Annotated in this window: 19 protein-coding genes, 2 pseudogenes and 2 riboswitches; of the genes and pseudogenes, 8 read left to right on the forward strand and 13 right to left on the reverse strand. The window is 62.9% G+C overall.

The window, feature by feature from the left end; all coding sequences use genetic code 11:
- Positions 1 to 4: 4 nt before the first annotated feature.
- Complete coding sequence (locus tag BMY98_RS16695) at positions 5 to 445, reverse strand: DUF1294 domain-containing protein (RefSeq protein ID WP_074891015.1); 441 nt, start codon at positions 443 to 445, stop codon at positions 5 to 7.
- Between the two features lie 7 nt (positions 446 to 452).
- The gene (locus BMY98_RS16700; protein WP_074891105.1) at positions 453 to 1,283 is read right to left on the reverse strand and encodes an undecaprenyl-diphosphate phosphatase; all 831 of its coding nucleotides are present in this window, start codon (positions 1,281 to 1,283) and stop codon (positions 453 to 455) included.
- A gap of 356 nt (positions 1,284 to 1,639) precedes the next feature.
- On the opposite strand from BMY98_RS16700, the gene pnuC reads away from it, so the two are divergent.
- Entirely contained in the window at positions 1,640 to 2,203 is a 564-nt protein-coding gene (gene pnuC / locus BMY98_RS16705) for a nicotinamide riboside transporter PnuC (protein WP_074891017.1), read from the forward strand.
- A 5-nt stretch (positions 2,204 to 2,208) separates the two neighbouring features.
- Complete coding sequence (locus tag BMY98_RS16710; RefSeq protein ID WP_074891019.1) at positions 2,209 to 2,733, forward strand: AAA family ATPase; 525 nt, start codon at positions 2,209 to 2,211, stop codon at positions 2,731 to 2,733.
- Between the two features lie 52 nt (positions 2,734 to 2,785).
- Here the strand turns inward: BMY98_RS16710 and BMY98_RS16715 are convergent.
- Positions 2,786 to 3,694 (reverse strand): annotated as a pseudogene (locus BMY98_RS16715) (sigma-54 interaction domain-containing protein); the annotation flags it as partial.
- Between the two features lie 72 nt (positions 3,695 to 3,766).
- Positions 3,767 to 4,138: pseudogene (locus BMY98_RS28135) on the reverse strand (VpsR-related response regulator); the annotation flags it as partial.
- Between the two features lie 386 nt (positions 4,139 to 4,524).
- Between BMY98_RS28135 and BMY98_RS16720 the strand changes: the two are divergent.
- A complete protein-coding gene (locus BMY98_RS16720) occupies positions 4,525 to 4,791 on the forward strand; it encodes a hypothetical protein (RefSeq protein WP_074891022.1) in 267 nt (88 codons plus the stop codon).
- A 36-nt stretch (positions 4,792 to 4,827) separates the two neighbouring features.
- Here BMY98_RS16720 and BMY98_RS16725 read toward each other — a convergent pair whose 3' ends face one another.
- The 4 genes from BMY98_RS16725 to cobW all read right to left on the reverse strand — a co-directional run bounded on the left by BMY98_RS16725 (position 4,828) and on the right by cobW (position 11,477).
- On the reverse strand, positions 4,828 to 5,454 hold the full coding sequence (locus BMY98_RS16725; RefSeq protein ID WP_074891024.1) for a vWA domain-containing protein: 627 nt from the start codon (positions 5,452 to 5,454) through the stop codon (positions 4,828 to 4,830).
- Between the two features lie 53 nt (positions 5,455 to 5,507).
- On the reverse strand, positions 5,508 to 6,548 hold the full coding sequence (locus tag BMY98_RS16730) for a magnesium chelatase ATPase subunit I (RefSeq protein WP_074891025.1): 1,041 nt from the start codon (positions 6,546 to 6,548) through the stop codon (positions 5,508 to 5,510).
- Between the two features lie 88 nt (positions 6,549 to 6,636).
- Positions 6,637 to 10,401: a cobaltochelatase subunit CobN gene (gene cobN / locus BMY98_RS16735; protein WP_074891027.1), complete on the reverse strand. Its 3,765-nt coding sequence runs from the start codon at positions 10,399 to 10,401 to the stop codon at positions 6,637 to 6,639.
- Between the two features lie 2 nt (positions 10,402 to 10,403).
- Positions 10,404 to 11,477, reverse strand: coding sequence for a cobalamin biosynthesis protein CobW (gene cobW / locus BMY98_RS16740; RefSeq protein WP_074891029.1), 1,074 nt, complete (start codon positions 11,475 to 11,477; stop codon positions 10,404 to 10,406).
- A gap of 128 nt (positions 11,478 to 11,605) precedes the next feature.
- A riboswitch (cobalamin riboswitch) is annotated at positions 11,606 to 11,830 on the reverse strand.
- Between the two features lie 101 nt (positions 11,831 to 11,931).
- Positions 11,932 to 12,164, forward strand: a riboswitch (cobalamin riboswitch).
- Positions 12,165 to 12,261: 97 nt separating this feature from the next.
- On the opposite strand from cobW, the gene BMY98_RS16745 reads away from it, so the two are divergent.
- The 4 genes from BMY98_RS16745 (at position 12,262) to cobM (ending at position 14,525) form a co-directional block, all read left to right on the forward strand.
- Positions 12,262 to 12,465, forward strand: a complete 204-nt coding sequence (locus BMY98_RS16745; RefSeq protein ID WP_074891031.1) for a CbtB domain-containing protein — start codon at positions 12,262 to 12,264, stop codon at positions 12,463 to 12,465.
- Between the two features lie 11 nt (positions 12,466 to 12,476).
- Positions 12,477 to 13,196, forward strand: coding sequence for a CbtA family protein (locus BMY98_RS16750; protein ID WP_074891033.1), 720 nt, complete (start codon positions 12,477 to 12,479; stop codon positions 13,194 to 13,196).
- Positions 13,193 to 13,618 carry a cobalamin biosynthesis protein gene (locus BMY98_RS16755; protein ID WP_074891034.1) on the forward strand — a complete coding sequence of 142 codons (426 nt, stop codon included), beginning with the start codon at positions 13,193 to 13,195 and terminating at the stop codon, positions 13,616 to 13,618. The genes BMY98_RS16750 and BMY98_RS16755 overlap by 4 nt, the downstream gene beginning before the upstream one ends.
- Before the next feature lie 160 nt (positions 13,619 to 13,778).
- On the forward strand, positions 13,779 to 14,525 hold the full coding sequence (gene cobM, locus BMY98_RS16760) for a precorrin-4 C(11)-methyltransferase (protein WP_074891036.1): 747 nt from the start codon (positions 13,779 to 13,781) through the stop codon (positions 14,523 to 14,525).
- 236 nt (positions 14,526 to 14,761) lie between these two features.
- On the opposite strand, the gene nfuA is transcribed toward cobM, so the two are convergent.
- Both nfuA and BMY98_RS16770 read right to left on the reverse strand, forming a co-directional pair.
- A complete protein-coding gene (gene nfuA, locus BMY98_RS16765) occupies positions 14,762 to 15,355 on the reverse strand; it encodes a Fe-S biogenesis protein NfuA (RefSeq protein ID WP_074891038.1) in 594 nt (197 codons plus the stop codon).
- 105 nt (positions 15,356 to 15,460) lie between these two features.
- On the reverse strand, positions 15,461 to 16,480 hold the full coding sequence (locus BMY98_RS16770) for an acyltransferase family protein (RefSeq protein ID WP_074891039.1): 1,020 nt from the start codon (positions 16,478 to 16,480) through the stop codon (positions 15,461 to 15,463).
- A 485-nt stretch (positions 16,481 to 16,965) separates the two neighbouring features.
- On the opposite strand from BMY98_RS16770, the gene metH reads away from it, so the two are divergent.
- A complete protein-coding gene (gene metH, locus BMY98_RS16775; protein WP_074891041.1) occupies positions 16,966 to 20,676 on the forward strand; it encodes a methionine synthase in 3,711 nt (1,236 codons plus the stop codon).
- A gap of 101 nt (positions 20,677 to 20,777) precedes the next feature.
- On the opposite strand, the gene mnmH is transcribed toward metH, so the two are convergent.
- From mnmH to BMY98_RS16790, 3 genes are all read right to left on the reverse strand, one after another.
- Complete coding sequence (gene mnmH / locus BMY98_RS16780) at positions 20,778 to 21,875, reverse strand: tRNA 2-selenouridine(34) synthase MnmH (RefSeq protein WP_074891043.1); 1,098 nt, start codon at positions 21,873 to 21,875, stop codon at positions 20,778 to 20,780.
- Positions 21,875 to 22,909 carry a selenide, water dikinase SelD gene (selD, locus tag BMY98_RS16785; protein ID WP_074891045.1) on the reverse strand — a complete coding sequence of 345 codons (1,035 nt, stop codon included), beginning with the start codon at positions 22,907 to 22,909 and terminating at the stop codon, positions 21,875 to 21,877. Before selD ends, mnmH begins: the two co-directional genes overlap by 1 nt.
- 283 nt (positions 22,910 to 23,192) lie before the next feature.
- Positions 23,193 to 24,341, reverse strand: a complete 1,149-nt coding sequence (locus BMY98_RS16790) for an MFS transporter (protein WP_245760081.1) — start codon at positions 24,339 to 24,341, stop codon at positions 23,193 to 23,195.
- Positions 24,342 to 24,520: the final 179 nt, after the last annotated feature.

A 24,520-nucleotide genomic window follows, 5' to 3' on the forward strand; every position in this document is an offset into this window, starting at 1 on the left:
GTGTTTAAAACAGGTGGCGGGAGATCAGACTGCCGCCGAACAGCAGCCGGTCCATCCAGAACAATTCGTGCAGAAGCACTATCAGCCAGAACACCAACTGGTACGAAAACTTGCGGGTCTTGTGGCGAAACACTTGCTGGGCCAGCAGCGCACCCGGCCAGCCGCCGAGCAGCTCAGTGGCGTGCAGCAGCTTTTCGGGGGTGCGCTGGCCGTCGTGCCGCGCCTGCTTCTTGTCGTAGCCGTACAAGGCAAAGGCGATGACGCTCATCAGCCCGTAGATCGCCGCCGGCAGCCAACTGCCGCCGCTTGTCCAGTAGGTAACGACGCCGTAGCCCGGCAAGCCGCAAAGCAACAGCAGCGCCAGCAGCTTGAGTTTCAGAAAGCGCACGACCGGTGTGCCAGCGGCCCGCCGACCCGGGTTTTGCGGTTCAGAGCGTTGAGTCATCGGAAGATCAGCCCTGCACGCTGGACCAGTCGATCCAGCCGAATTGCCAGGTCGCCAGAATCAGCAAACCAAAGGCGATGCGGTACCAGGCGAACACGTCGTAGCTGTGGGTGGCGATGAACTTCAGCAGGCCGCGCACGGCGATCATGGCGAAGATGAACGCGGCGATGAAGCCGATGGCGAACACCGGCAGGTCGTCTGGCTGGAACAGGTGGCGGTATTTGTACCCCGAGTACACCGACGCCGCGATCATGGTCGGCATCGCCAGAAAGAACGAAAATTCGGTGGCAGTCTTGCGTGACAGGCCGAACAGCAGCCCGCCAATGATGGTCGAGCCCGACCGCGACGTGCCGGGAATCATCGCCAGGCATTGCGCGAAGCCGACCTTCAACGCATCCACCCAAGTCATCTCATCCACGGTCTCGGCGTGAACCACATGCTCGCGGCGCTCGGCCCAGAGCATGATGAAGCCGCCCACCACCAGCGCCACGGCGACAGTGATCGGGTTAAACAGGTATTGATGGATCAGATCGGCAAACAGTACCCCGAGCACCATGGCCGGCAGCACGCCAACGATCAGGTTGGCGGTGAAACGCCGTGCTTCGGGCCGCGTAGGCAAACCGGTGACGACGTCGAGGATTTTGCGGCGAAATTCCCACATCACCGCCAGGATCGCGCCCAGTTGAATAATGATATTGAACGCCATCGCGCGTTCGCCGCCAAAACCGATCAGATCCGCAACGATGATCTGATGGCCCGTGCTGGAAATCGGCAAAAACTCCGTCAGCCCTTCTACAACCCCAAGTATCAGCGCCTGTGCAGCGGTCCAAAGATCCATCATTCCCCCGGATGGAGCCTGCTCATGGCAAGGCTCTCTTGATATGTATTACAAACTGTTGCGCGCACGATAAACGGTCGCGCGTAAAAAAAGCATGAACGCAGGCTGTCTGGATCGGGCTTGAGCGCGGCGATGCTAGCAGACCTTTCTGACGAACGCGCTAGCATGAATACTGGCGCGAAGGGTTTGACGTTTACCCTGTTGTCGTTACATTTCCTCTATGAACGCAGCTTGCTGCCCGGACAGTTTTTCTACTGCCTTTTCAGACGCTTCCGATGCATCATCGCGTCCCACCTCGAGCGTTAAAGCGCCTACAATCGCCGACCCGTTTCTTCACCGTTTCCTCAGGAGTTGCCATGTCAGGGCTTGAACTGTTCGCCGCTGCACTCGGTGTCATTGCCGTCTGGCTGACAGTCAAACAGAACCCGTGGTGCTGGCCGATCGGACTGATCATGGTGCTGCTCTACACCTGGATCTTCTTTGACGTGAAGCTCTATTCCGACATGCTGCTCCAGGTCGTCTACGCCGGGCTGCAAGTGTATGGCTGGTGGCAATGGACCCGACGGGGCGCGGCGGAAAGCGGCCGCATCGTCACCTCGCTGGGCAACGGCAGCCTGCTGCTCAGTCTGGTGGCCGGCGCGGTGGTCAGCTTTGTGCTAGGCGCGGCCATGGCCCATTTCACCGATGCCGCTCAACCCTGGCTGGACGCCGCACTGACCGGTTACAGCCTGGTGGCGCAGGTCTGGATGGCGCAGAAACGCGTGCAGTGCTGGCCGCTGTGGATCCTGCTCGATGTGATCTTCGTCGGCCTGTTTCTCTACAAGGCGCTGTACCTCACCGCCGGCCTGTACGCGCTGTTCACCCTGCTCGCCGTGCAAGGCTGGCGCGACTGGCGCGCCGACCCTGCGCTGGCGCGTTGATCGGCATGAAAGTGCTGGTACTGACAGGGCCTGAGTCCAGCGGCAAGAGCTGGCTGGCGGAAGAGATTCAGCGGCAGTTCGGGGGCGTGCTGGTGGGCGAATACGTACGCCAGTACATCGATGAGGTGCAGCGGGACACCGTTTACGCAGACATCAATCTCATCGCCCATCAGCAACTGGCCCGGGAAGACGCCGCCCGTGCGATCAAGCCGGCGCTGCTGATCCTCGACACCCATTTGCTCAGCAACATCCTCTGGAGCCGTACGCTGTTCAACGACTGCCCGGCATGGCTCGAAACCGCCCTTGCCGAGCGCCAGTACGATCTGCACCTGTTGCTGTCGCCGGAAGGTGTCGAGTGGGTGGGCGACGGTCAGCGCTGCCAGCCGAACCTGGGCGAACGCCAGGCATTCTTCGACGCCAGCCGGCAATGGCTGGTGGCCCATGGGCAGCCTTTCGAGGTGATTGGCGGGAGCTGGAGCGATCGCAGCGAGCGCGCATTGCAGCGGGTCGCCCGGTTGTTGAACGACTGAATGCCTGCACCCCGGACGTGCGCGCAGGCGGCTGAATCGGCCCGGTGCCTGGTCAACGAATCTGGTGTTTGTGCAGCAAGCGATAGAACGTCGGTCGAGAAATACCGAGCACTTTGGCTGCCACGCTGAGGTTGTCACTGTGACGGGTCAACACATCGCACAGCGCTTGCCGCTCCGCCCGGGACTTGTATTCATCCAGGGTGGCCATGCTGGAGCTGATTTCTTCTTCGCCCAGCAGCCCGAGGTCGAACGCTTCGACCTGCCGCCCTTCTGCCAGCACCAGCCCGCGACGCACCCGGTTTTCCAACTCCCGAACGTTGCCGGGCCAGTCGTGCTTGCCCATCGCGACCAGTGCGTCCTGACTGAAATTGCGCGCCCGACGGCCGGTTTCCCGGCTGTAGAACTGGGCGAAATGATTGGCCAGCAAGGCCAGATCACCGTGCCGCTCGCGCAAAGGCACGGTGCCCACCTGTAACACGTTGAGCCGGTAATACAGGTCTTCGCGAAAACGCTTCAGGCGAATCGCCGCTTCCAGGTCGACATGGGTGGCGGACAGCACGCGCACATCGACCGGGACCCGCTCGCCCGCCACTTCAATGTGCCGTTCCTGCAGGAACCGCAGCAGATTCGCCTGGACCTCCAGCGGCAGATCGCCGATCTCGTCGAGGAACAGGGTGCCGCCATTGGCCTGCTCGATGCGTCCCGTCTTTCGCTGGCGTGTGGCATCTGCCGGGCCCGCTGCGCCGAACAATTCTTCCTGCAGCAGCGGCTCCGGCATCGCCCCGCAATTGATCGAAATGAAGGGTTGGTCGCGTCGCTGGGACTGCGCATGCAGCGTGCGCGCGATCAATTCCTTGCCCGTCCCGCCTTCGCCGCGGATCAGCACCGGCGATTCGGTGGGCGCCAGCTTGCTCAGCAGTCGCCGCAACTCGCGCATTGGCCGACTTTCCCCAAGCAGTTGCTGGCCCAGGTTGTCTGCGTAAGGGGCGCCTTTGCCGTAAAGGGAACTGCTGGCGTAGCTGACGCCTTTGGCACGCAGGCGCGCCATGCCGTAGGCGCGCCCCAGCGTGACCTGCACCCGGGCCACGTCGAAGGGCAAGGTATGGAAATCGAAGAACCACTCACAGACGAAGTCACCGATCTGCTCGCGGCGCAGGTCCTCACTGGTCAGCACGGCGATCCATTCGGTGTTGCTTCGGGAGATAAGGGACTTGACCACTTCAGGGTGTTCGAAGTGCTCGGGCAGCAGGCGGATAAGGCCGACGTCACAGGGACGCAACGCCGCCTCTTCAAGGGTGCAGCTGTCGACATCCCAACCGGCGATGCGCAAGCCGGGAATCAACTGCAGACATTCCTCGCACGGTTCGACGATCAGCAAACGGCGTATGGAGGCCAGATCATGCATGTAAGTTTCCTAAGCGCCGGGGTCGCGTAATGATCCATGGAGAAACGTTCTTATAAACAGGGCCTTGTGAAGGCCGATTGACACCATAGCAAGATTATTGACACACCCTTGGACCGATTCTCTATAAGACTAAGATCGAAACGTGCTTAGCGCGTTGGTGAGCGACCAAGCGACCTCGGACGTGAAAACGCGGGCATTGCAGGAGTTTGGCCCAGGCGCGCCAAGGACGCGCGGTTGAAACGGCGCTTAAAATAAATCAAGAAATTTCAGGAATGGGTGTGACTCAGCCCAGGGGGACGGTCATCAGTACAAGTAGCAACACCAGGACACCGAGCGAAACGCCCGCCGCCGGTGCGAAATGGATACGGGCACTTTGAGGACAGTCCATGAACGCCCCCTTGCGCTTCAACGATGCTTTGCTGATTGCCGGTCACGCCTTTGAACCCTTCCAGTGCGTGGCCTGGGCCCCACAGGATGGCAACGGCGAACTGAGCCTGACCGTCGTCGACCGCACCAGCACCCGCATTGGCCGCAAACAGATTCCCAGCAGCGCCTACTCCGATCCGAAACAACTGGCGCAGTTTCTCGAACAGGCCCGTGCCGAGATCAGCGGCGACGGCTACAGCCTGGAACCATGGACCATGCCCGCCTGAACGGCTGGCATTGATACGCCGGCCGACAAAGCGCTGTCAGCATTCATCGATGTGGCGGTAGTCGGCGTTTAGCAGCACGGCGATATCCCGGGCGCGGCCCAGTCGGATGGGCCCACGCTCGATATCAATCAGCAGCACGGGACCACTGAACAAGGGAAGCGGCTGCGAAGGTTGTGCTGATAGCGCCGGCATGTCCTTGACGCGCCCGTCCGTAAGGATCAGTACCCGTTGCTGTTCCGCCGGGCAGCGCTTCTGCCGTTTCGCAGACCAGTCGGCCGCTTGATCGATCGCATCAAACAGCGGCGTGCCGCCTCCGGCACCCAGTCCATCAAGCCAAGGCTGCAACCCGGCGCTGGCCTTCAGGCCCTGTTGCTGCCAGCGCGCGCCGCTGCCGCTGGCGGTGAGCAACGCCAGTCGGGCGCGCTGCCGATACGCATCATCGAACACCCCCGCCAACAACCCCTTTGCCTGACTCAACGCCTGATTGCGCCGGGTCGATGCCGACGCGTCGACGATCACCAGCCAGAGCTGCTCCGGCCGGCGACTGCGTGGCTGATGGAGCAGATCGCTGCGCACCCGAGGGCGCCCGCGCAACAAGGTCGGCAGCCAGGCAATCGCGCCCTCCGCGCCGGGGCGGGCAGCGCCGTTTCGGCCGCCGCCCAGTGTGCCCGGTCGCGGGCTGGCATTCGCCCCCTTCGACGGCCGGGGGCGAATGCCTAGGGCTTTTTTGGCCAGTGGGGCACTTCTTTGCGGTCGCCCTCCTGCACGCTGCGGGCGGGCATCTCACCCCAACTGCCCTCGCCGGTTTCTGGCGCGTCATGCTGCGGCTGAGCATCGTTGTTTGGTTTCGGCGGGTTTTGCTCTGAAGACGCAGGCGGTTGAGGTGGGGACTGATGCGGCGGTTGCGGTTCGCGACGACGATGGCGCAAGGCGAAATCTGCCACGGCGTCGATGTCCGCCTCGGTGATATGCGCAGCACCACGCCACGCGGCATGGGCACGCGCCGCCCGCAACCAGACCAGATCCGCGCGCAACCCGTCGACCCCGGCGGCAAAACAGCGCTCGGTGATGAGGCCCAGACTGACGTCATCCAGCTCGATGTCGGGCAACAGCCCTCGTGCGGTTTCGCAACGGGCCTTCAACGCCTGCTGTTGCGGGGCCCATTGCTGACCGAACGCCTCAGGCGCGGCGTCGAAATCCAGCCGACGGCGGATGATCTGCCCGCGCTGTTCGGGCAATGTCTGCCCGCTCAACGCCACGTTCAGGCCAAAACGATCGAGCAGTTGCGGGCGCAGTTCGCCTTCTTCCGGGTTCATGGTGCCAATCAGCACAAAGCGCGCCGCATGGCGGTGGGAGATGCCGTCGCGCTCCACCAGATTGACGCCGCTGGCGGCCACATCCAGGAGCAGATCGACCAGATGGTCCGGCAGCAGATTGACCTCGTCGACGTACAGCACGCCGCCGTCCGCCTTGGCCAGAACCCCAGGGGAGAAAGCCGCGCGGCCCTCGCCCAGTGCCGCGTCAAGGTCCAGCGTGCCGACCAGCCGTTCTTCCGTGGCACCCAGCGGCAGCGTGACGAACTGACCGCTGGCCAACAGGTCCGCCAGCCCTCGGGCCAGGGTCGATTTGGCCATGCCACGCGGCCCCTCGATCAACACACCGCCGATTTTCGGGTCGATGGCGGTCAGGCACAGGGCGAGCTTCAAGTCATCGGCACCGACCACGGCGGCCAGGGGGAAATGGGGGGTGTCGGTCATGTTCTATTCTCTTCAAGCCGCAGGTCAGTCATGTCGTTCAAGCCGGTCAGGCGCCTTTGCAGACTGCCCGGCAGGCGCTCTTCCAGGCTCATGACTCTTCGATGTCCAGCAACAGATTCTCCAGCGCCTCGCGGTACTCGCCCGGTTCCTGCCACAAGCCGCGCTGTTGCGCTTCAAGCATGCGCTCGGTCATGTCCCGCAACGCGTCGGGGTTGTGCTGCTGGATGAAATCGCGGGTCGAGGGGTCCATCAGATAGGCATCGGCCAGCAGCGCGTATTGGTGATCGTCGATCAGCTCGGTGGTGGCGTCGAAGGCGAACAGAAAATCAACCGTCGCCGCCATCTCGAACGCGCCTTTGTAGCCGTGGCGCTTGACCCCTTCAATCCACTTCGGATTGGCCGCCCGGGAGCGCACCACGCGGTTGAGTTCTTCCTTCAGCGTACGGATCTTCGGCAGATCGGGCTGGCTGTGGTCGCCGTGATAACTGGCGACCTTCCCGCCGGACAGGCTTTCCACCGCCGCCAGCATCCCGCCCTGGAACTGGTAGTAATCGTTGGAATCCAGCAGGTCGTGTTCGCGATTGTCCTGGTTCTGCAGCACCGCCTGGACCTGCCCCAGCCGCTTGGCAAAACCGTCACGGGCCGGCGTGCCTTCGTCGCTGCCGCCGTAGGCATAGCCGCCCCAGTTCAGATAGACCTCGGCGAGGTCTTCGCGGCTCTGCCACAAGCGCCCGTCAATAGCGTTCTGCACCCCCGCGCCATAGGCGCCCGGTTTGGCACCGAAGATGCGCCAGCCAGCCTGCTTCGCCGCTTGCTCGGCATCCAGCCCGTCGCGCAGCAGTTGCTCGCGCTCCTGGCGCACGCGGGCGGCCAGCGGGTTCATGTCGTCTGGCTCGTCCAGCGCGGCGACGGCCTGCACCGCGGCATCGAACAGGCGGATCAGGTTGGCAAACGCATCGCGGAAGAAACCGGAGACACGAAGGGTGACATCGACACGAGGCCGATCGAGCAGGCTCAGAGGCAGGATCTCGAAATCATCGACGCGCTGGCTGCCCGTCGCCCACACCGGACGCACGCCCATCAGCGCCATGGCCTGGGCGATGTCATCACCGCCGGTGCGCATGGTCGCCGTGCCCCAGACCGAAAGCCCGAGTTGACGTAAATAATCACCATGATCCTGTAAGTGCCTCTCCAGCAACAGGTTTGCGGACTGGAAGCCAATGCGCCAAGCGGTCATGGTCGGAAGATTGCGGACGTCCACGGAGAAGAAATTGCGCCCGGTGGGCAGCACGTCCAGCCGTCCGCGACTGGGGGCGCCGCTTGGCCCGGCAGGGACGAATCGGCCACTCAAAGCGCCAAGGAGGTTTGTCATCTCGGCAGGGCCGCACGCGTCAAGACGCGGAATCACAACCTCACGTAGCGACTGAGCAATCTCGTCCAAGCTATTGTTTTCGAATGGCTTTTCATTCGTAAGACCGGCTGCGATCTGTTCGATCATTTGCGCTGCCAGCAGCTCCAGCCGCTCGCGGGTATCGCCCGTCGTGCGCCACGGTTCAGCGCTGACTTCATGTAATACCTGAGGTTTAGCGCCGGCCCACGGCGCACCCAAATCACAATCCAGCGGGTCGAAATCCAGCGCCAGCGCCTGACTCAACGCCCGCAGGAGACTGGCCTGACCACCGCGACCATCGCCGCGAGGCACACGCACCATCGCCAACAGCGTGTCGATGCGCAGCCGGCCCGTGGGCGACTCGCCGAACACGTGCAGGCCATCGCGGATCTGCGATTCCTTCAGGTCACACAGATAAGTGTCCAGACGCGGCAGCCACACGGCGGCGTCGGCCTCGCTGTTCGCAGCCCCGTCCATGGCCAGTTCGCGGTCGATATGGGTTTCGCGCACCAGCCTGAGAATGTCTTTCTGCAGCTCCCGGGCACGGCGTGGGTCGAGCAGCTGGGCTTCGTAATACTCGTCCGCCAGCAGTTCGAGATCGCGCAACGGACCGTAGGTTTCGGCGCGGGTCAGCGGCGGCATCAAGTGGTCGATAATCACCGCCTGGGTGCGGCGCTTGGCCTGGGCGCCCTCGCCCGGGTCATTGACGATGAACGGGTAGATATTCGGCATCGGCCCCAGGATCGCGTCCGGCCAGCAGTGCTCGGACAGGCCGACGCCTTTGCCCGGCAGCCACTCCAGATTGCCGTGTTTGCCAACGTGGATGACAGCGTGGGCGCCATAGCGTTTGCGCAGCCAGAAGTAGAACGCCAGATAACCGTGGGGCGGGACCAGATCGGGGTCGTGATACACCGCGCTGTGGTCCACGTTGTAGCCCCGTGCGGGTTGAATGCCGACGAAGGTCATGCCGAAACGCAGGCCGGCGATCATCATCCGCCCGTCCCGGCACATGGGGTCGGTGTCCGGGGCGCCCCATCGCGCGATGACGGCATCGCGATTGGCTTGCGGCAAAACCTGAAACGCGGCCATGTACTCGTCCATGGCCATGCTCTGATGGCACGGCCGTTGATCGAGGCTGTCCGGGTCGTTGGTAACGCCGCCGAGCAAGGCGTGAATCAGTGCGGTGCCGGTCTCGGGCAAGTCCTCGACCGGATAACCTTCGGCCTGCATGGCCTTGAGGATGTTCAGCGCGGCCGCCGGCGTGTCGAGGCCGACGCCGTTGCCGATGCGCCCGTCACGGGTCGGGTAGTTGGCGAGAATCAGCGCCACCCGCTTGTCGGTTTTGGCAGTACGGGCCAGCAGCACCCAGCGCCGGGCCAGTTCGGCGACGAAATCCATGCGCCCCGGCTGGGCGCGGTAGCAGACCACGTCGGACTGGCTGCGCTCGCTGTGCCAGGCCAGGTCCTTGAAGCTGATCGGCCGGCTGATGATGCGCCCGTCCAGTTCCGGCAACGCGATGTGCATGGCCAGATCGCGAGATCCCAGGCCTTGGGCGCTGGCCTGCCAGGCGGGTTCGTTGTCCTGGGCACAGATGGCTTGAATGACCGGGATGTCCCGGCGGAACGGCCGTACATCCGGCGCGTCCGGGCTGGATTGGGCGAAGCCGGTGGTGTTGAGAATGACCTCGCAGTCCACCTCGTCGAGCCAGTCCTGGATCGCGCTCATGCAGCCGGCTTCCTTGAGGCTGGCGACGGCAATCGGCAACGGGTTCAGGCCCTGGGCCGACAAGCGCTCGCAGAACACATCGATGAACCCGGTGTTCGCCGCTTGCAGGTGGGAGCGATAGAACAGCACGGCAGCGACCGGCTGATCCGCGCGCCAGTCGGCCTGCCACCGGGCCAGGTCGGCGTTGGCGTTCTGCGGGTGGTAAATCACGGTGCGCGGCAGGGTCTGCGGCTCGACCCACGGGTAGTCGCCGCCCAGCCAGCGCGTGGCGATGAAGTTGAACAGCGACTGCGCGTTGTGCTTGCCGCCCTGACGCAGGTAATGCCAGAGCCGCTCGCGGTCTTCGACGGATTCCGTGCTGTGCGCGCTCAGCTCGGGGTCCGGCCGATCGCAGCCGGGGACCAAAATCAGCTTCACCCCTTTCGCCGCCAGTTCCACCAGCCGCTCGACGCCGTAACGCCAGTAGCCGATACCGCCGTGCAGGGAAATCAGAATGACTTTGGCGTGGCGCAGCACCTCGTCGACGTACAGATCCACCGATGCATGGTTTTGCACCTGCATCGGATTGGCCAGGCGCAGACTCGGGTAGTCGTCGGGCAGTTGCCGCGCAGTTTCGGCCAGCAGCGCCAGATTTGAGTCGGCGCTGCACAGGATCACCAGCTCGGCGGGCGTCTGGCCCAGGTCAGCAATGCTGTCGTCGGGAACGAAGCCGCCGGGCTGTGTACGCAGCAGGTGCATGGTTAGCCTTTGATCCCAGAGACCGCGGCGCGCAATTGCGCTTCGAGCACGCCAGCGTCCAGTTCCTGGCCGATCAGCACCAAATGGGTTTCACGGGCTTCGTCTGTCTTCCAGGCGCGGTCGAAATGCTTGTCGAAACGCGTGCCGACGCCCTGCACCAGCAGGCGCATGGGTTTGCCGGGAATGGCGGCGAAGCCTTTGACGCGAAGGATGCCGTGCTGCACGACGGCCTGGGTCAGGGCATCGAGCAACAGCGATTCGTCAGCCTGGGGCAGCGTGATGGAAATCGAGTCGAAGGCGTCGTGGTCGTGATCATCATGATCATCGCCTTCATGGTGATCGTGGTGGGTCTTGCGGCCATCGATGTGCAGCTCGGATTCGGCGCCCAGGCCCAGCAATACGCTGATCGGCAGCTGGCCCCTGTTCGCTTCGACGATTTTTACTGCCGGCGGCAGTTCTTCCGAGACTTCCGCGCGCACGGCGGCCAGAGCGTCGGCGTCGAGCATGTCGGCCTTGTTCAGCACGACCAGATCGGCACTCGCCAGTTGGTCGGCGAACAGCTCGTGCAGCGGCGATTCGTGGTCCAGGTTCGGGTCGAGCTTGCGCTGGGCGTCGACCTGATCCGGGAACGCGGCGAAGGTGCCGGCGAGTACGGCCGGGCTGTCGACCACGGTGATCACGGCGTCAACGGTGCAGGCGTTGCGGATTTCCGGCCACTGGAAGGCTTGCACCAGCGGCTTCGGCAGGGCCAGACCCGAGGTTTCGATGAGGATGTGATCGAGGTCGCCGCGACGGGCCACCAGTTCCTGCATCACCGGGAAGAACTCTTCCTGAACGGTGCAGCACAGGCAGCCGTTGGCCAGCTCGTACACGCGACCGACGGCCTCTTCTTCGGTGCAGCCGATGGTGCATTGCTTGAGGATGTCGCCATCGATGCCCAGCTCGCCGAATTCGTTGACGATGACGGCGATGCGTCGGCCTTCGGCGTTGTCGAGCATGTGCCGCAGCAAGGTGGTTTTACCCGAGCCGAGAAAGCCGGTGACGATGGTGACGGGAAGTTTGGCCAGTGTTTTCATCGGTTGCCCTCAGGCATGCGGCAGGGCAACGAGGACGAAAACAGCGCAGGGCCGGCGGAAGCAGGCGCGCGGTTCGATTCGCCACCGGATCACCCCGCCCGGTTGTAGTGGAATTCCTCGGCCGCTTGCAGGCGGCCCGATTCGAGGCAGGTCTCCTGGCTCACGGCGGCCGGTCGCTGACAGGCATCGTCAGGCGACTGACACTCATCGCGCCTTCCCGCTCGCGCAGTGGCTGTGCAATGAAGCTGTCCGTTTACAGTTGCGGGGGCAGCTGCGGCTTGAAACCGCATTCCCTTCTTAGCGCCGGTGGCTTTCATAAAAGCGGCCGGCGAACCTCAAGTGCGCAAGGCTACGCAGTGACCGCAGGCCGGTCAATCGTGCTGTTGCAGTGATTGCCGCGCCGATTGACGCACCGAAAGCCCCTTCGATTGACGATCCTTACAGCGCATGGTCTCCTACACACCTTGTTACGGGTGCCCTTCACAGGGTGAAACGGGAAACCGGTGCGTGCAGACCTTCGGGTGTGTATCAGTCCGGTGCTGCCCCCGCAACGGTAAGCGAGTGAAGAATCAGATCCACTGTGTCGGCAACGACATGGGAAGGGGATTCTTGAAGGCACGACGCCTGTAACGGCTGTTGCATGTGCCCCTCGCGAGCCCGGAGACCGGCCCGACAACGCACCATAACAACCCGCGGTGGGCGGGCGCTGTTGATCGCTGCCGGCCTTCGCCTGCGGTGTCTTCGCGCCTTTCCGTCCGCTGAATCCACTTCAGAGGGAAGCGCCATGTCCATCAGCACACCCCACCAGACGTCCGGCACCACCATCACGACGGTTGTTACCGCCACCCTGAGCCAGCGCCTTGTCGCCGCGGTCAGCGCGATGTTTCTCGGCGCATTTCTGGTGTACTTCGCCGGTTTCTCCCATATCGATGCGGTGCACAACGCGGCACACGACACCCGTCACAGCTCCGCCTTCCCTTGCCACTGAGACCTGCCGCCATGTTCAAGCGAATCGCGCAAACGGCCGGGTTCACCGGACTGCTCGCCGCCCTGTTGTTGACCCTGCTGCAAAGCTTCTGGGTCGCACCTTTGATTCTGAAGGGAGAGACCTACGAGAAAGCACCCGCCGCCGAAATGCATGAGCATGCCGAGGGCGCCATGGCCGGTCACGTCCATGACGAAGAGGCGTGGGAGCCCGAAAACGGCTGGCAGCGCGTGCTGTCGACGGCGGGCGGCAATCTGGTGGTAGCAGTCGGTTTCGCTTTGATGCTCGCGGCGCTCTACACCCTGCGTACGCCGAAGAGTGCCCGCGAAGGCGTGCTGTGGGGATTGGCAGGCTACGCAGTGTTCGTGCTGGCGCCGACCCTCGGCCTGCCGCCCGAACTGCCCGGTACCGTCGCGGCGGACCTCACGCAGCGGCAGATCTGGTGGGTTGGCACCGCCGCTTCCACGGCTGTGGCCCTGGCGCTGATAGTGTTTGCCCAACACTGGCTGCTGAAGGTCGTGGGCGCAGTGATCCTGGTGGTGCCGCACATGGTCGGCGCGCCACAACCGGCGGTGCATTCGGCGCTGGCGCCGGAAGCCCTCGAAGCGCAATTCAAGATCGCGTCGCTGCTGACCAACGCTGTGTTCTGGGTTGCCCTGGGCTGGATCAGCGCCTGGCTGTTTCGTCGCAGTGATGCACCCGCGACGCGACCCGGTCTGAACCCCGCCCTGTGAATGATGTGCGCGATCAACCGCTGTGGGTGGTCGGCCTGGGCTGCCAGCGCGGCTGTTCGGCGCTGGAGCTTCGGCAATTGATCGAAGACAGTTTGCCGGAGTGTCGGCTTGAACCGCAGGACATTGCCGCCCTTGCCTCGATCGACGGCAAGTCGGATGAAGCGGGGTTAAGGGAACTGGGTCATGGGCTGGGCCTGTCGATCGGGTTTTTCAGTGCGGCTGAACTGGCAGGTTACGAGACCCAGCTCAGCCATCGATCGGAGATCGCTTTCGAGCGCACCGGTTGCTACGGCGTGGCTGAAAGTGCGGCATTGGCAATGGCGACCCGTTTGACCGGCTCGCCGGCGACACTGATCATCCCCCGCCGAAAAAGCCCCCACGCGACATTTGCGCTGGCGAGTGCACAGCGTGCCAACACGTGATGAGCCGTGGACGCGGGCTTTTAGTGGGACCGGCTTTAGCCGGGAAGGCGTCAGGCGTCACACTGCAAATGTGAGGGTGTACCTGCAGGCCCCTTCCCGGCTAAAGCCGTTCCCACGAAAGCAAAACACGAGCTCAAATGAATTCCAATCAGGACACCCCATGACTGTTTTTTTCATTGGCGCCGGGCCCGGCGATCCGGACCTGATCACTGTCAAAGGCCAGCGACTGATCCGCATGTGCCCGGTGATCATCTACGCCGGCTCTCTGGTACCTGAAGCGGTGCTGGCGGGCCATCAGGCGGTTCAGGTGACCAACAGCGCTTCTTTGCACCTGGAGCAGATCATCGAGCTGATGAAATCCGCTCATGCACAGGGCCACGATGTGGCGCGGGTGCATTCCGGCGATCCGAGCCTGTATGGCGCCATTGGCGAGCAGATCCGCTGCCTGCGCGCGTTGCAGATACCTTTCGAAATCATCCCCGGCGTCACCGCCACCGCTGCGTGCGCCGCGTTGCTGGGCACGGAGCTGACGCTGCCGGGCATTTCCCAGAGTGTCATTCTGACCCGCTACGCCGACAAAACCGACATGCCCGAAGGCGAAGCCCTCGGCGATCTGGCCCGGCATCAAGCGACCATGGCGATCCATCTGGGGGTCAACAACCTCGGCAAGATCGTCGCCGAGCTAACCCCGCATTACGGCGCTGATTGCCCGATTGCCGTGGTGCATCGCGCCAGCTGGCCGGATCAGGACTGGGTCGCCGGCACACTGGAGGACATTGAGGAGAAGGTACGGACCAAGAGATTCCGCCGCACCGCGCTGATTCTGGTGGGTCGGGTGCTGGGCAACGACGTATTCAGCGAATCGTCGCTGTATCGCGCGGGTCATGCCCATCTCTACAGGCCCTAGCCGAACGATGCACTCGAAACCAACCCGATCTGCCTTTGATTCTGGCCGAAGGCCGTAGGAGCGCGCTTGGTCTGGGCCGCATCCGGACGAATGCGGTGGGTCAATCACTAGAGAATGGTCTGGAAAATTGCTTCGCGGGCAAGCGCGCTCCTTTAGTGACCATTACCACCGTCACTCACCACGGCCCACAAAAAAGCCCCGAACTCGTCGGGGCTTGCGTGCAACGCGGTCACTTCTCAGTAATACGCGTTTTCTTTCTGGGTGTGGTCGGTCACGTCACGCACACCGGTCAGCTCGGGAATGCGCTCCAGCAGGGTGCGCTCGATGCCTTCCTTCAGCGTCACATCGGCCTGACCGCAACCCTGGCAACCACCGCCGAACTGCAGAATGGCGATATTCGCCGCGTCTTCTTCAACGACATCGATCAAGGTGACCTGGCCGCCGTGACTGGCAAGGCCCGGGTTGATCTCGGTCTGCAGGTAGTAATTGATGCGTTCGTTGATCGGGCTGTCGGCTTTGACCATCGGCACTTTGGCGTTCGGCGCCTTGATGGTCAGTTGGCCGCCCATGCGATCAGTGGCGTAATCGACGACGGCGTCATCCAGAAACGCTTCGCTGAATGCGTCGATCCAGGCGGTGAAACTTTTCAGGCCGATGGCCGTGTCTTCAGCTTTTTCTTCGCCCGGCTTGCAGTAGGCAATGCAGGTTTCAGCGTATTGGGTGCCAGGCTGGGTAATAAACACGCGGATGCCGATGCCGGGCGTGTTCTGCTTCTCGAGCAGATCGGCCAGGTAATCGTGGGCGGCATCAGTAATCGTAATAGCGGTCATGAAAATTCCTCGCAGACGTGGGGCGCAGTTTACGCCAATCAACTGCGCCTGACAAAGCCCTAGTGTTTTAGTCGGGTAAGTGACCCGACCGCCACCTGGCGCCTGTCAGGACAGCGCCGCCTCCTTGCCCGCCCTTCTCTGGTCCAGCCAGCCTTTCATGCGCCGGTATAGCCCCTTCTCGATCCACTCATAACTGAGCCAGGCGCCCAGCGCGATGACCGGCACACAGACGGCGAACACCAGATACGGGTTGACGCCGTAACGCTCGCTGACCAGCCAGCCTGCATACAGCACCAGCACGTGGAGCAAGTACACCGAATACGAGCAGTCGCCCATGGTCTTGAGCAGCCTGTAGTTGCGCAGATAGGGTTCGAGGGAGATGCAGGCGACCACGATCACCGCACTTGGCAGGCCCCAATTGATGATGCGCGGCGCCGGTTGCAAGTGGTCGATGGCGAACAGCGCAGCGCCGATGGCAATTAAAGGCAGCCACAGCCGTTCGCTGATCCAGCCCCGGCGATACATCACGCCCACGAAAATGCCGAGCAGGAATTCATACACGATGTCGTTGGCATAAAACCGGCTGACCAGCCCGGAACGACCGAGCACGTCAGTGACGGCAAACAGTGCCGCCGCCAGGATCAGCGGGCGCAGACGTTGCTGAAACAGAAAGACCATCGAGAACAGCACGTAGAACAGCATCTCGTAGTTCAGCGTCCAGCCCACATTGAGGGTGGGGTACAGGCCGTAGCCCCCCGGATTTTCCGAAGGGATGAACAATAGCGACAGGACGAAGCTTTGCCAGTCGACAACTTGATGAGGGAGCAGCGGCTGAGCAACGACCACCAGCAGGCCCATCACTAGGGTGTACAGCCAATACGCCGGGACGATGCGGATAACCCGGTTGAGCATGAAGCGGCCGGCGGGGATGTCTTTGTCCACCGTCGACAGGTAGATGACCAGACCGCTGATGACGAAAAAGACGTCGACGCCGACAGCGCCTTTCTCAGTGAAAAAACGGCCAACCGGCCCACTCGGATGGAAGTCGAAAAAAATCTGCATGAAGTGGTGACATACCACAGCCCACGCGGCGAGTGCCCGCAGGGCCTGAACCGAAATCAACATCTGCAACCTCTTGCTTCGTCTGGATTGACCTCCGGCCTGGCGCACTGAAAAGGGCCAGTTTCGGAGAACGACTCCCAGGGTCGGACTTCGTGAGTTGCGAAAAGGTTCGGCGCCACTGACGGGCTGCATAATGGCTGCGCGCCATGTCTGACAAGGGTTTCAGCGTTTCAGACAGCGTATGCGGGGCTGACACCTGAATCGGCGTTTCGCAAAACCTGTAGAGCCGGCTTGCTGGCGAACCCGTCCGGCCGCTCGCTGCGGTGTTGGATGAAATGCCGCTTTCGCCGGCTAGCCGGCTGCTACAGGTCGATAACGGTGTTCGCTCAAGCCATGCAGCCAGAATGCGCCCCGATCAGAAAGAATCACTCGCGCAACATGAACGGAATTCATGTAAATCCCGGAATGATTTAAATCCGCGCAGGTTTGCTATTATTTCGCACTTTTCAGCGCCACCTTATTTCGTACTTCTTCATCCGGGTAACCTCATGTCAGATCGCAGCGCGCGTCTTCAAGCACTCCAGCATGCTCTTCAACAGCGAATCCTGATCCTCGATGGCGGCATGGGCACGATGATCCAGAGCTATCGGCTGGAGGAAGAAGACTACCGCGGCAAGCGTTTTGCCGACTGGCCGAGCGACGTCAAGGGCAACAACGACCTGTTGATCCTGACCCGACCTGATGTGATTGGCGCGATCGAGAAGGAATACCTCGACGCCGGCGCCGACATCCTCGAAACCAACACCTTCAACGCCACCCAGGTGTCCCAGGCCGACTACGGCATGGAAGCGCTGGTCTACGAACTGAACGTGGAAGGCGCGCGCCTGGCCCGCCAGGTTGCCGACGCCAAGACCCTGGAAACCCCCGACAAGCCGCGTTTTGTCGCCGGCGTCCTCGGCCCGACCAGCCGCACCTGCTCGCTGTCGCCGGACGTCAACAACCCCGGCTACCGCAACGTGACCTTCGACGAACTGGTGGAGAACTACACCGAGGCCACCAAAGGCCTGATCGAAGGCGGTGCGGACATGATCCTCATCGAAACCATCTTCGACACCCTCAACGCCAAAGCGGCGATCTTCGCCGTTCAGGGTGTATTCGACGAGCTGGGCTTCGAGCTGCCGATCATGATCTCCGGCACCATCACCGACGCCTCCGGCCGCACCCTCTCCGGCCAGACCACCGAAGCGTTCTGGAACTCGGTGCGCCACGCCAAGCCGATTTCCGTGGGTCTGAACTGTGCGCTGGGCGCCAGCGAGCTGCGGCCGTACCTGGAAGAGCTGTCGAACAAGGCCGAAACCCACGTGTCGGCGCACCCCAACGCCGGCCTGCCCAACGAATTCGGTGAGTACGACGAAGCCCCGGCAGAAATGGCCAAAGTCGTCGAAGAGTTCGCCCAGAGCGGATTCCTCAACATCGTCGGCGGTTGCTGCGGCACCACCCCGGCGCACATCAAGGCCATTGCCAACGCTGTCGCGCCCTATGCGCCGCGTCCGATTCCGGAGATTCCCAAGGCCTGCCGCCTGTCCGGTCTGGAGCCGTTCACCATTGATCGCAGCTCGCTGTTCGTCAACGTCGGCGAGCGCACCAACATCACCGGTTCTGCCCGTTTCGCCCGCCTGATCCGCGAAGACAACTACACCGAAGCCCTTGAAGTCGCCCTGCAGCAGGTCGAAGCCGGCGCCCAGGTGATTGATATCAACATGGACGAGGGCATGCTGGACTCGAAGAAGGCCATGGTGACCTTCCTCAACCTGATCGCCGGCGAGCCCGACATCTCCCGCGTGCCGATCATGATCGACTCCTCGAAATGGGAAGTCATCGAAGCCGGGCTCAAGTGCATCCAGGGCAAGGGCATCGTCAACTCGATCAGCATGAAAGAAGGCGTCGAACAGTTCATCCATCACGCCAGGCTGTGCAAGCGCTACGGCGCAGCGGTGGTGGTGATGGCCTTCGATGAAGCCGGTCAGGCCGACACCGAAGCGCGCAAGAAAGAAATCTGCAAGCGCTCCTACGACATCCTGGTGAACGAAGTCGGCTTCCCGCCCGAAGACATCATTTTCGACCCGAACATCTTCGCCATTGCCACCGGCATCGAAGAGCACAACAACTACGCCGTCGACTTCATCAATGCCTGCGCCTACATCCGCGACGAGCTGCCCCATGCACTGACGTCGGGCGGCGTGTCCAACGTCTCGTTCTCGTTCCGTGGCAACAACCCGGTGCGCGAGGCGATCCACTCGGTGTTCCTGCTGTACGCGATCCGCAACGGCCTGACCATGGGCATCGTCAACGCCGGCCAGCTGGAGATCTACGACCAGATCCCGGCCGAACTGCGCGACGCGGTGGAAGACGTAGTGCTCAACCGCAACCCGGAAGGCACCGACGCGCTGCTGGCCATCGCCGACAAGTACAAGGGCGACGGCTCGGTCAAGGAAGCGGAAACCGAAGAGTGGCGCGGCTGGGAGGTCAACGAGCGCCTCAAGCACGCGCTGGTCAAGGGCATCACCACGCACATCGTTGAAGACACCGAGCTGTCGCGCCAGTCGTTCAAGCGCCCGATCGAGGTCATCGAAGGCCCGCTGATGGCCGGCATGAACGTGGTCGGCGACCTGTTCGGCTCGGGCAAGATGTTCCTGCCGCAAGTGGTTAAGTCCGCTCGCGTGATGAAACAGGCCGTGGCGCACCTGATTCCCTTCATTGAAGAAGAGAAAGGCGACAAGCCCGAGGCCAAAGGCAAGATTCTCATGGCGACGGTCAAGGGCGACGTCCACGACATCGGCAAGAACATCGTCGGTGTGGTGTTGGGCTGCAACGGCTACGACATCGTCGACCTCGGCGTGATGGTGCCGGCGGAGAAAATCCTGCAGGTCGCCCGCGAGCAGAAGTGCGACATCATCGGGCTGTCGGGTCTGATCACGCCGTCCCTGGACGAGATGGTCCACGTCGCCCGCGAGATGCAGCGTCAGGACTTCCACCTGCCGTTGATGATCGGCGGCGCAACCACCTCCAAAGCCCACACGGCGGTGAAGATCGAGCCCAAGTACAGCAACGACGCGGTGATCTACGTCACCGACGCCTCCCGCGCCGTGGGCGTGGCGACCCAGTTGCTGTCCAAGGAGCTGAAAGCCGGCTTCATCGAGAAGACCCGCGCCGAATACGTCGAAGTGCGTGAGCGCACCTCCGCCCGCAGCGCCCGCACCGAGCGCCTGAGCTATGGCGCGGCCATCGCCAAGAAGCCGCAGTTCGACTGGGCCGGCTACCAGCCGGTGAAGCCCACGTTCACCGGGGTCAAGGTGCTGGAAGACATCGACCTGAACGTGCTGGTGGATTACATCGACTGGACGCCGTTCTTTATCTCCTGGGACCTGGCCGGTAAATACCCGCGCATCCTCACCGACGAAGTGGTGGGCGAAGCGGCCACCTCGCTGTTCAAGGACGCCCAGGAACTGCTGCGCAAACTGATCGACGAAAAGTTGATCCGCAGCCGCGCCGTCTTTGGCTTCTGGCCGGCCAATCAGGTCGATCACGACGACATTCAATTGCTCGACGACAACGGCGCGCCACTGGCCAGGCTGCATCACCTGCGCCAGCAGATCATCAAGACCGACGGCAAGCCGAACTTCTCCCTGGCCGACTTTGTCGCGCCCCAGGGCAGCGGCGTGACCGATTACGTGGGCGGCTTCATCACCACCGCCGGCATTGGCGCTGAAGAGGTATCGAAGGCGTATCAGGACAAGGGCGACGACTACAACGCGATCATGGTCAAGGCGCTGGCGGACCGGCTGGCCGAGGCCTGCGCAGAATGGCTGCACCAGCAGGTGCGGAAAGAATATTGGGGCTATGCCCGCGACGAGCAGTTGGGCAACGACGAGCTGATCAAGGAGCAGTACACCGGCATCCGCCCTGCTCCCGGCTACCCGGCCTGCCCGGACCACACCGAGAAAGGCGTGTTGTTCGACCTCCTCGACCCGGCCCAGGGCGACGGGAAACCGGGCGTCAGCGGCGTGTTCCTCACCGAGCACTACGCGATGTTCCCGGCGGCGGCGGTCAGCGGCTGGTACTTCGCCCACCCGCAAGCGCAGTACTTCGCCGTGGGCAAGGTCGACAAGGATCAGGTCGAAAGTTACACGGCGCGTAAGCAGCAGGATTTGAGCGTGACCGAACGCTGGCTGGCGCCGAATCTGGGGTATGACGAGTAGGACCCAGGCAAAGGGCTCGGGACCGGGCGGATCCGAGCCAGGACCGGGGAGAGATTGATTGACGGTGAAACGCTGTCAGTCAATCAGTCCCCGATTGATCGCTACCGGTTACGCTGCTGCAGGTACTCAACGACGGCCTGCTGATCGCCGGCAAACTCGATCCGCACGTCTTTGCTGTCGCGCTGGTAGGCGTACATCGGGTCGTAGTATTCGCTCAACATCCCGCTGATCCAGCCCCGGTGCAGATCCACCGAACCGCTGCGCGCCTGTTCGGCCAAGGCACTGTCCATGATTGCCGCCAGGCGCTGATAACGCTCCCCGCCCAGGCGCCGAACGATACTCGACAGGCTCTGCTGCAAACGCTCGGCGTAGGCCGCGAAGCCTGTTTCAACGCCCTGCACGGCAATGAACTCGGCACACAGGTCGGTCACGTAATCCTTCAGAATCCGCTCGACGCGGCTCTCGAAACTGTCCTCCAGCCAGACCAGCGGCGCCTCCTGCATGGTCCGGTACAACTCGACGGGCACCGCACGACTGCCGACGATCCGCCCTTCGTCCTCCAGCACAAACTGATTGAGCTGACGGGAGCGTTTTTTCAGAATGTCCACGGCCAGCAGATTTTCGAAATCGATCTGCCCCGGCTGCGGCGTCGCGTGTTTGCCAAAGCTGGAACCGCGATGATTGGCATGCCCTTCCAGATCCAGGCCATTGTCGAGCTGCTGCAGCACCTCGGTCTTGCCGCTGCCGGTCAGGCCGCCGATCAGCACGAAATCGCACTCGGCCACGGCCTGCTCGGTCACCTCGATCAAAAAGCTGCGCATCGCCTTGTAGCCACCGATAACCCGGGGGTAATCGATGCCGGCCTCGCTCTTGAGCCACTGCTGGGTGATCTGCGAACGCAGCCCGCCGCGAAAGCAATACAGAAAGCCCTCGGGATGGTTGCGCGCAAAATCAGCCCAGGCTTCGATCCGCGCCTGTTTCAAGTCGCCGGACACCAGCGTGTGACCGAGCTCGATGGCGGCCTGTTGCCCGTCCTGTTTGTAGCTGGTGCCGACCTTCTGCCGTTCGACGTCATTCATCAGCGGCAGATTGATCACGCCGGGGAACGCGCCCTTGGTGAATTCCACCGGAGCGCGCACGTCCATCATCGGCACGTCGCCAAGGAAAATCTCGCGCAGGTCGGCGCTGTTGTCGCGCATCAGAACACCTCGACCGCGAGTGGCTGTCGCTCGATCAATTCGCCGATCGGCGCAAGACTCAGACCCAGTTCACCGGCCAGGGCGAGGAACGCCGCTTCTTCAGCGGGCGCGACGGCAATCAGCAGGCCGCCGCTGGTTTGCGGGTCGCACAGCAGCAACTTCTGCGCCTCGGTCAGGGCGCCAATGCGCTCGCCATAGCTGTCGTAATTGCGATGGGTGCCGCCGGGGATGCAACCCTGCTCGATGTAGAAATCGACGCTGCCCAGACGCGGCACGGCGGCAGCGTTCAACCGTGCGGTGACCTGACTGCCGTCGGCCATCTCAACCAGATGCCCGAGCAGGCCGAAGCCTGTGACGTCGGTCATGGCCGTGACGCCGGCCAGCCGGGAGAAACGGCTGCCGGGCTTGTTCAGCGTGCACATCACATCGCGCGCCAGACCGATGTCTTCGTCGCGCAGCAGACCTTTTTTCTCGGCGGTGGTGAGGATGCCGATGCCTAGGGGCTTGGTCAGGAAGAGCTTGCAGCCCACGGTGGCGGTGTCGTTGCGCTTCATGAAGCGCTTTTCCACCAGCCCCGTGACGGCCAGGCCGAAAATCGGCTCGGGCGCGTCGATGGAGTGACCTCCCGCCAGAGGGATGCCCGCTGCATCGCATACCGCGCGCCCGCCACGGATGACTTCCCGGGCGATTTCCGGGGCCAGCACGTTGACCGGCCAGCCGAGAATGGCGATGGCCATCAACGGATCGCCGCCCATGGCGTAGACGTCGCTGATGGCGTTGGTCGCGGCGATGCGGCCGAAGTCGAAAGGGTCGTCGACGATGGGCATGAAGAAATCGGTGGTGGACACGACGCCCTTTTCGTCGTCGATGGCATAGACCGCCGCGTCATCGCGCGAGGCATTGCCGACCCACAGGCGCGGGTCGAGGTTCTGCGCGCCGCTGCCGGCGAGGATGGTTTCCAGCACCTTGGGCGAAATCTTGCAGCCGCAGCCGGCGCCGTGGCTGTATTGGGTAAGACGAATCGGGTCGGTCATGGGAAGCCCCTGAGTTTCAAGGCGCCGAAGTCTAACAGAGGCGCCAGCGGGTTGAAGGGTTGCTGGATGGCTGGCTGTCGGGGCTGATACTTCACCATCAGGTTCACGCGCACTTTGTGGGACCGGCTTTAGCCGGGAAGGCGTCAGATGCCACACCGCAGAACTCATGATGTCTGCACCGGCCTCTTCCCGGCTGAAGCCGGTCCCACTAATCGCGCTCATCGTAGGACCGGCTTTAGCCGGGAAAGCGTCAAGTGCCGCACTGCAAAACTGATGGCTCTCCTCAGCCCTTCGCCATGCGCCGTGCCGTCAGCACCTGCGCCAGCATCAGCGCGCCGACGCACAAGAGCGCTTCCCGCAGGCCAACCACATGGGCAGCGAAGCCGATCAAGGCCGGTCCCAGCAAAATCCCGCAGTAGCCGATCCCGGTAATCACTGCGATCGCGAGGCCTGCCGGCATCCCGGTCTGTGCACCGACCACCGAGCAATACACCGGAAACGTATTGGACAACCCCAGCCCGATCAGCGCGAAGCCCAGGAGGAAAAGTGGCCACGGCTCCAGCAGGATTGCCATGGCAAACCCGACCATCACCAGCAGCCCACCGCCGATCAACAGGTTCACCGCACCCAGACGCTTCCTCAGCCAGTCCCCGGAGAACCGCCCGGCGGCCATGGTCAGCGAGAACACCGCGTAAGCGCCGCCGGCCACCGACAAATCGATCTGGTGCATGCGGTTCAGGAACACTGCGCTCCAGTCCAGTACCGCGCCCTCCACCAGCAGAGCGATGAAGCAGAGAATGCCGACAATGACGACCTTGGTGGTCGGCCAGGCGAACGGCGCCGAGGGATCATCCGCGCCATGGGGCACCAGGTAGCGCGCGTGCCAGAGCAGCATCCCGGCAATCAACGTCACCACCACGGCCACCGCCAGCAACGGCGACGCGCCCAGCCACAGCAGCAAGGTCATCAACAGCGCACTGCTGATGCCGCCGAGGCTGAACAGCCCGTGAAACCCCGACATCATCGGCCGCCCGTGATCGCGCTCGACCATCAGGCCCTGCACGTTCATCGCCACATCAATGCTGCCCAGTCCAGCGCCGAACACCGCCAGGGCCACTGCCAGCGCCGGAAGTGAGGCCAGCGTGGCGAGCAACGGCAGCATGCAGCAGATCAGCGCCCCGCCGATCAATGAGACAAAGCGGCAGCCTTTGCGCGTGGTCAGCATGCCCGCCAGCGGCATCGCCAGCATCGAACCGAAGCCGAAGCACAACAGCAGCAGGCCGAGCTGGGCCTCTTCAAGACCGGCGCGGTCGCGGGCGAAAGGTACCAACGGCGCCCACGCGCCCAGCGACATGCCGGACAGCAAGAACGTCAGGCGATAACTCCACAGGTGAATGAAGACGGGGGCACGAACGGATTGAGCGATGGACACAAGCAACGACCTGAACGGGTCTGCGCGCGCGGCAGACGGTGAATAAAAAAGCGATCCCTCACTGAACGCATTCCTTCGCAGGACCGGCTTCAGCCGGGAAGAGGCCAATGTGAACATCTTCATCTTGAGGTGTAACCACTGACGCCTTCCCGGCTAAAGCCGGTCCCACAATTGGAGTC

Source organism: Pseudomonas graminis (genome assembly GCF_900111735.1).
GTDB lineage: Bacteria > Pseudomonadota > Gammaproteobacteria > Pseudomonadales > Pseudomonadaceae > Aquipseudomonas > Aquipseudomonas graminis.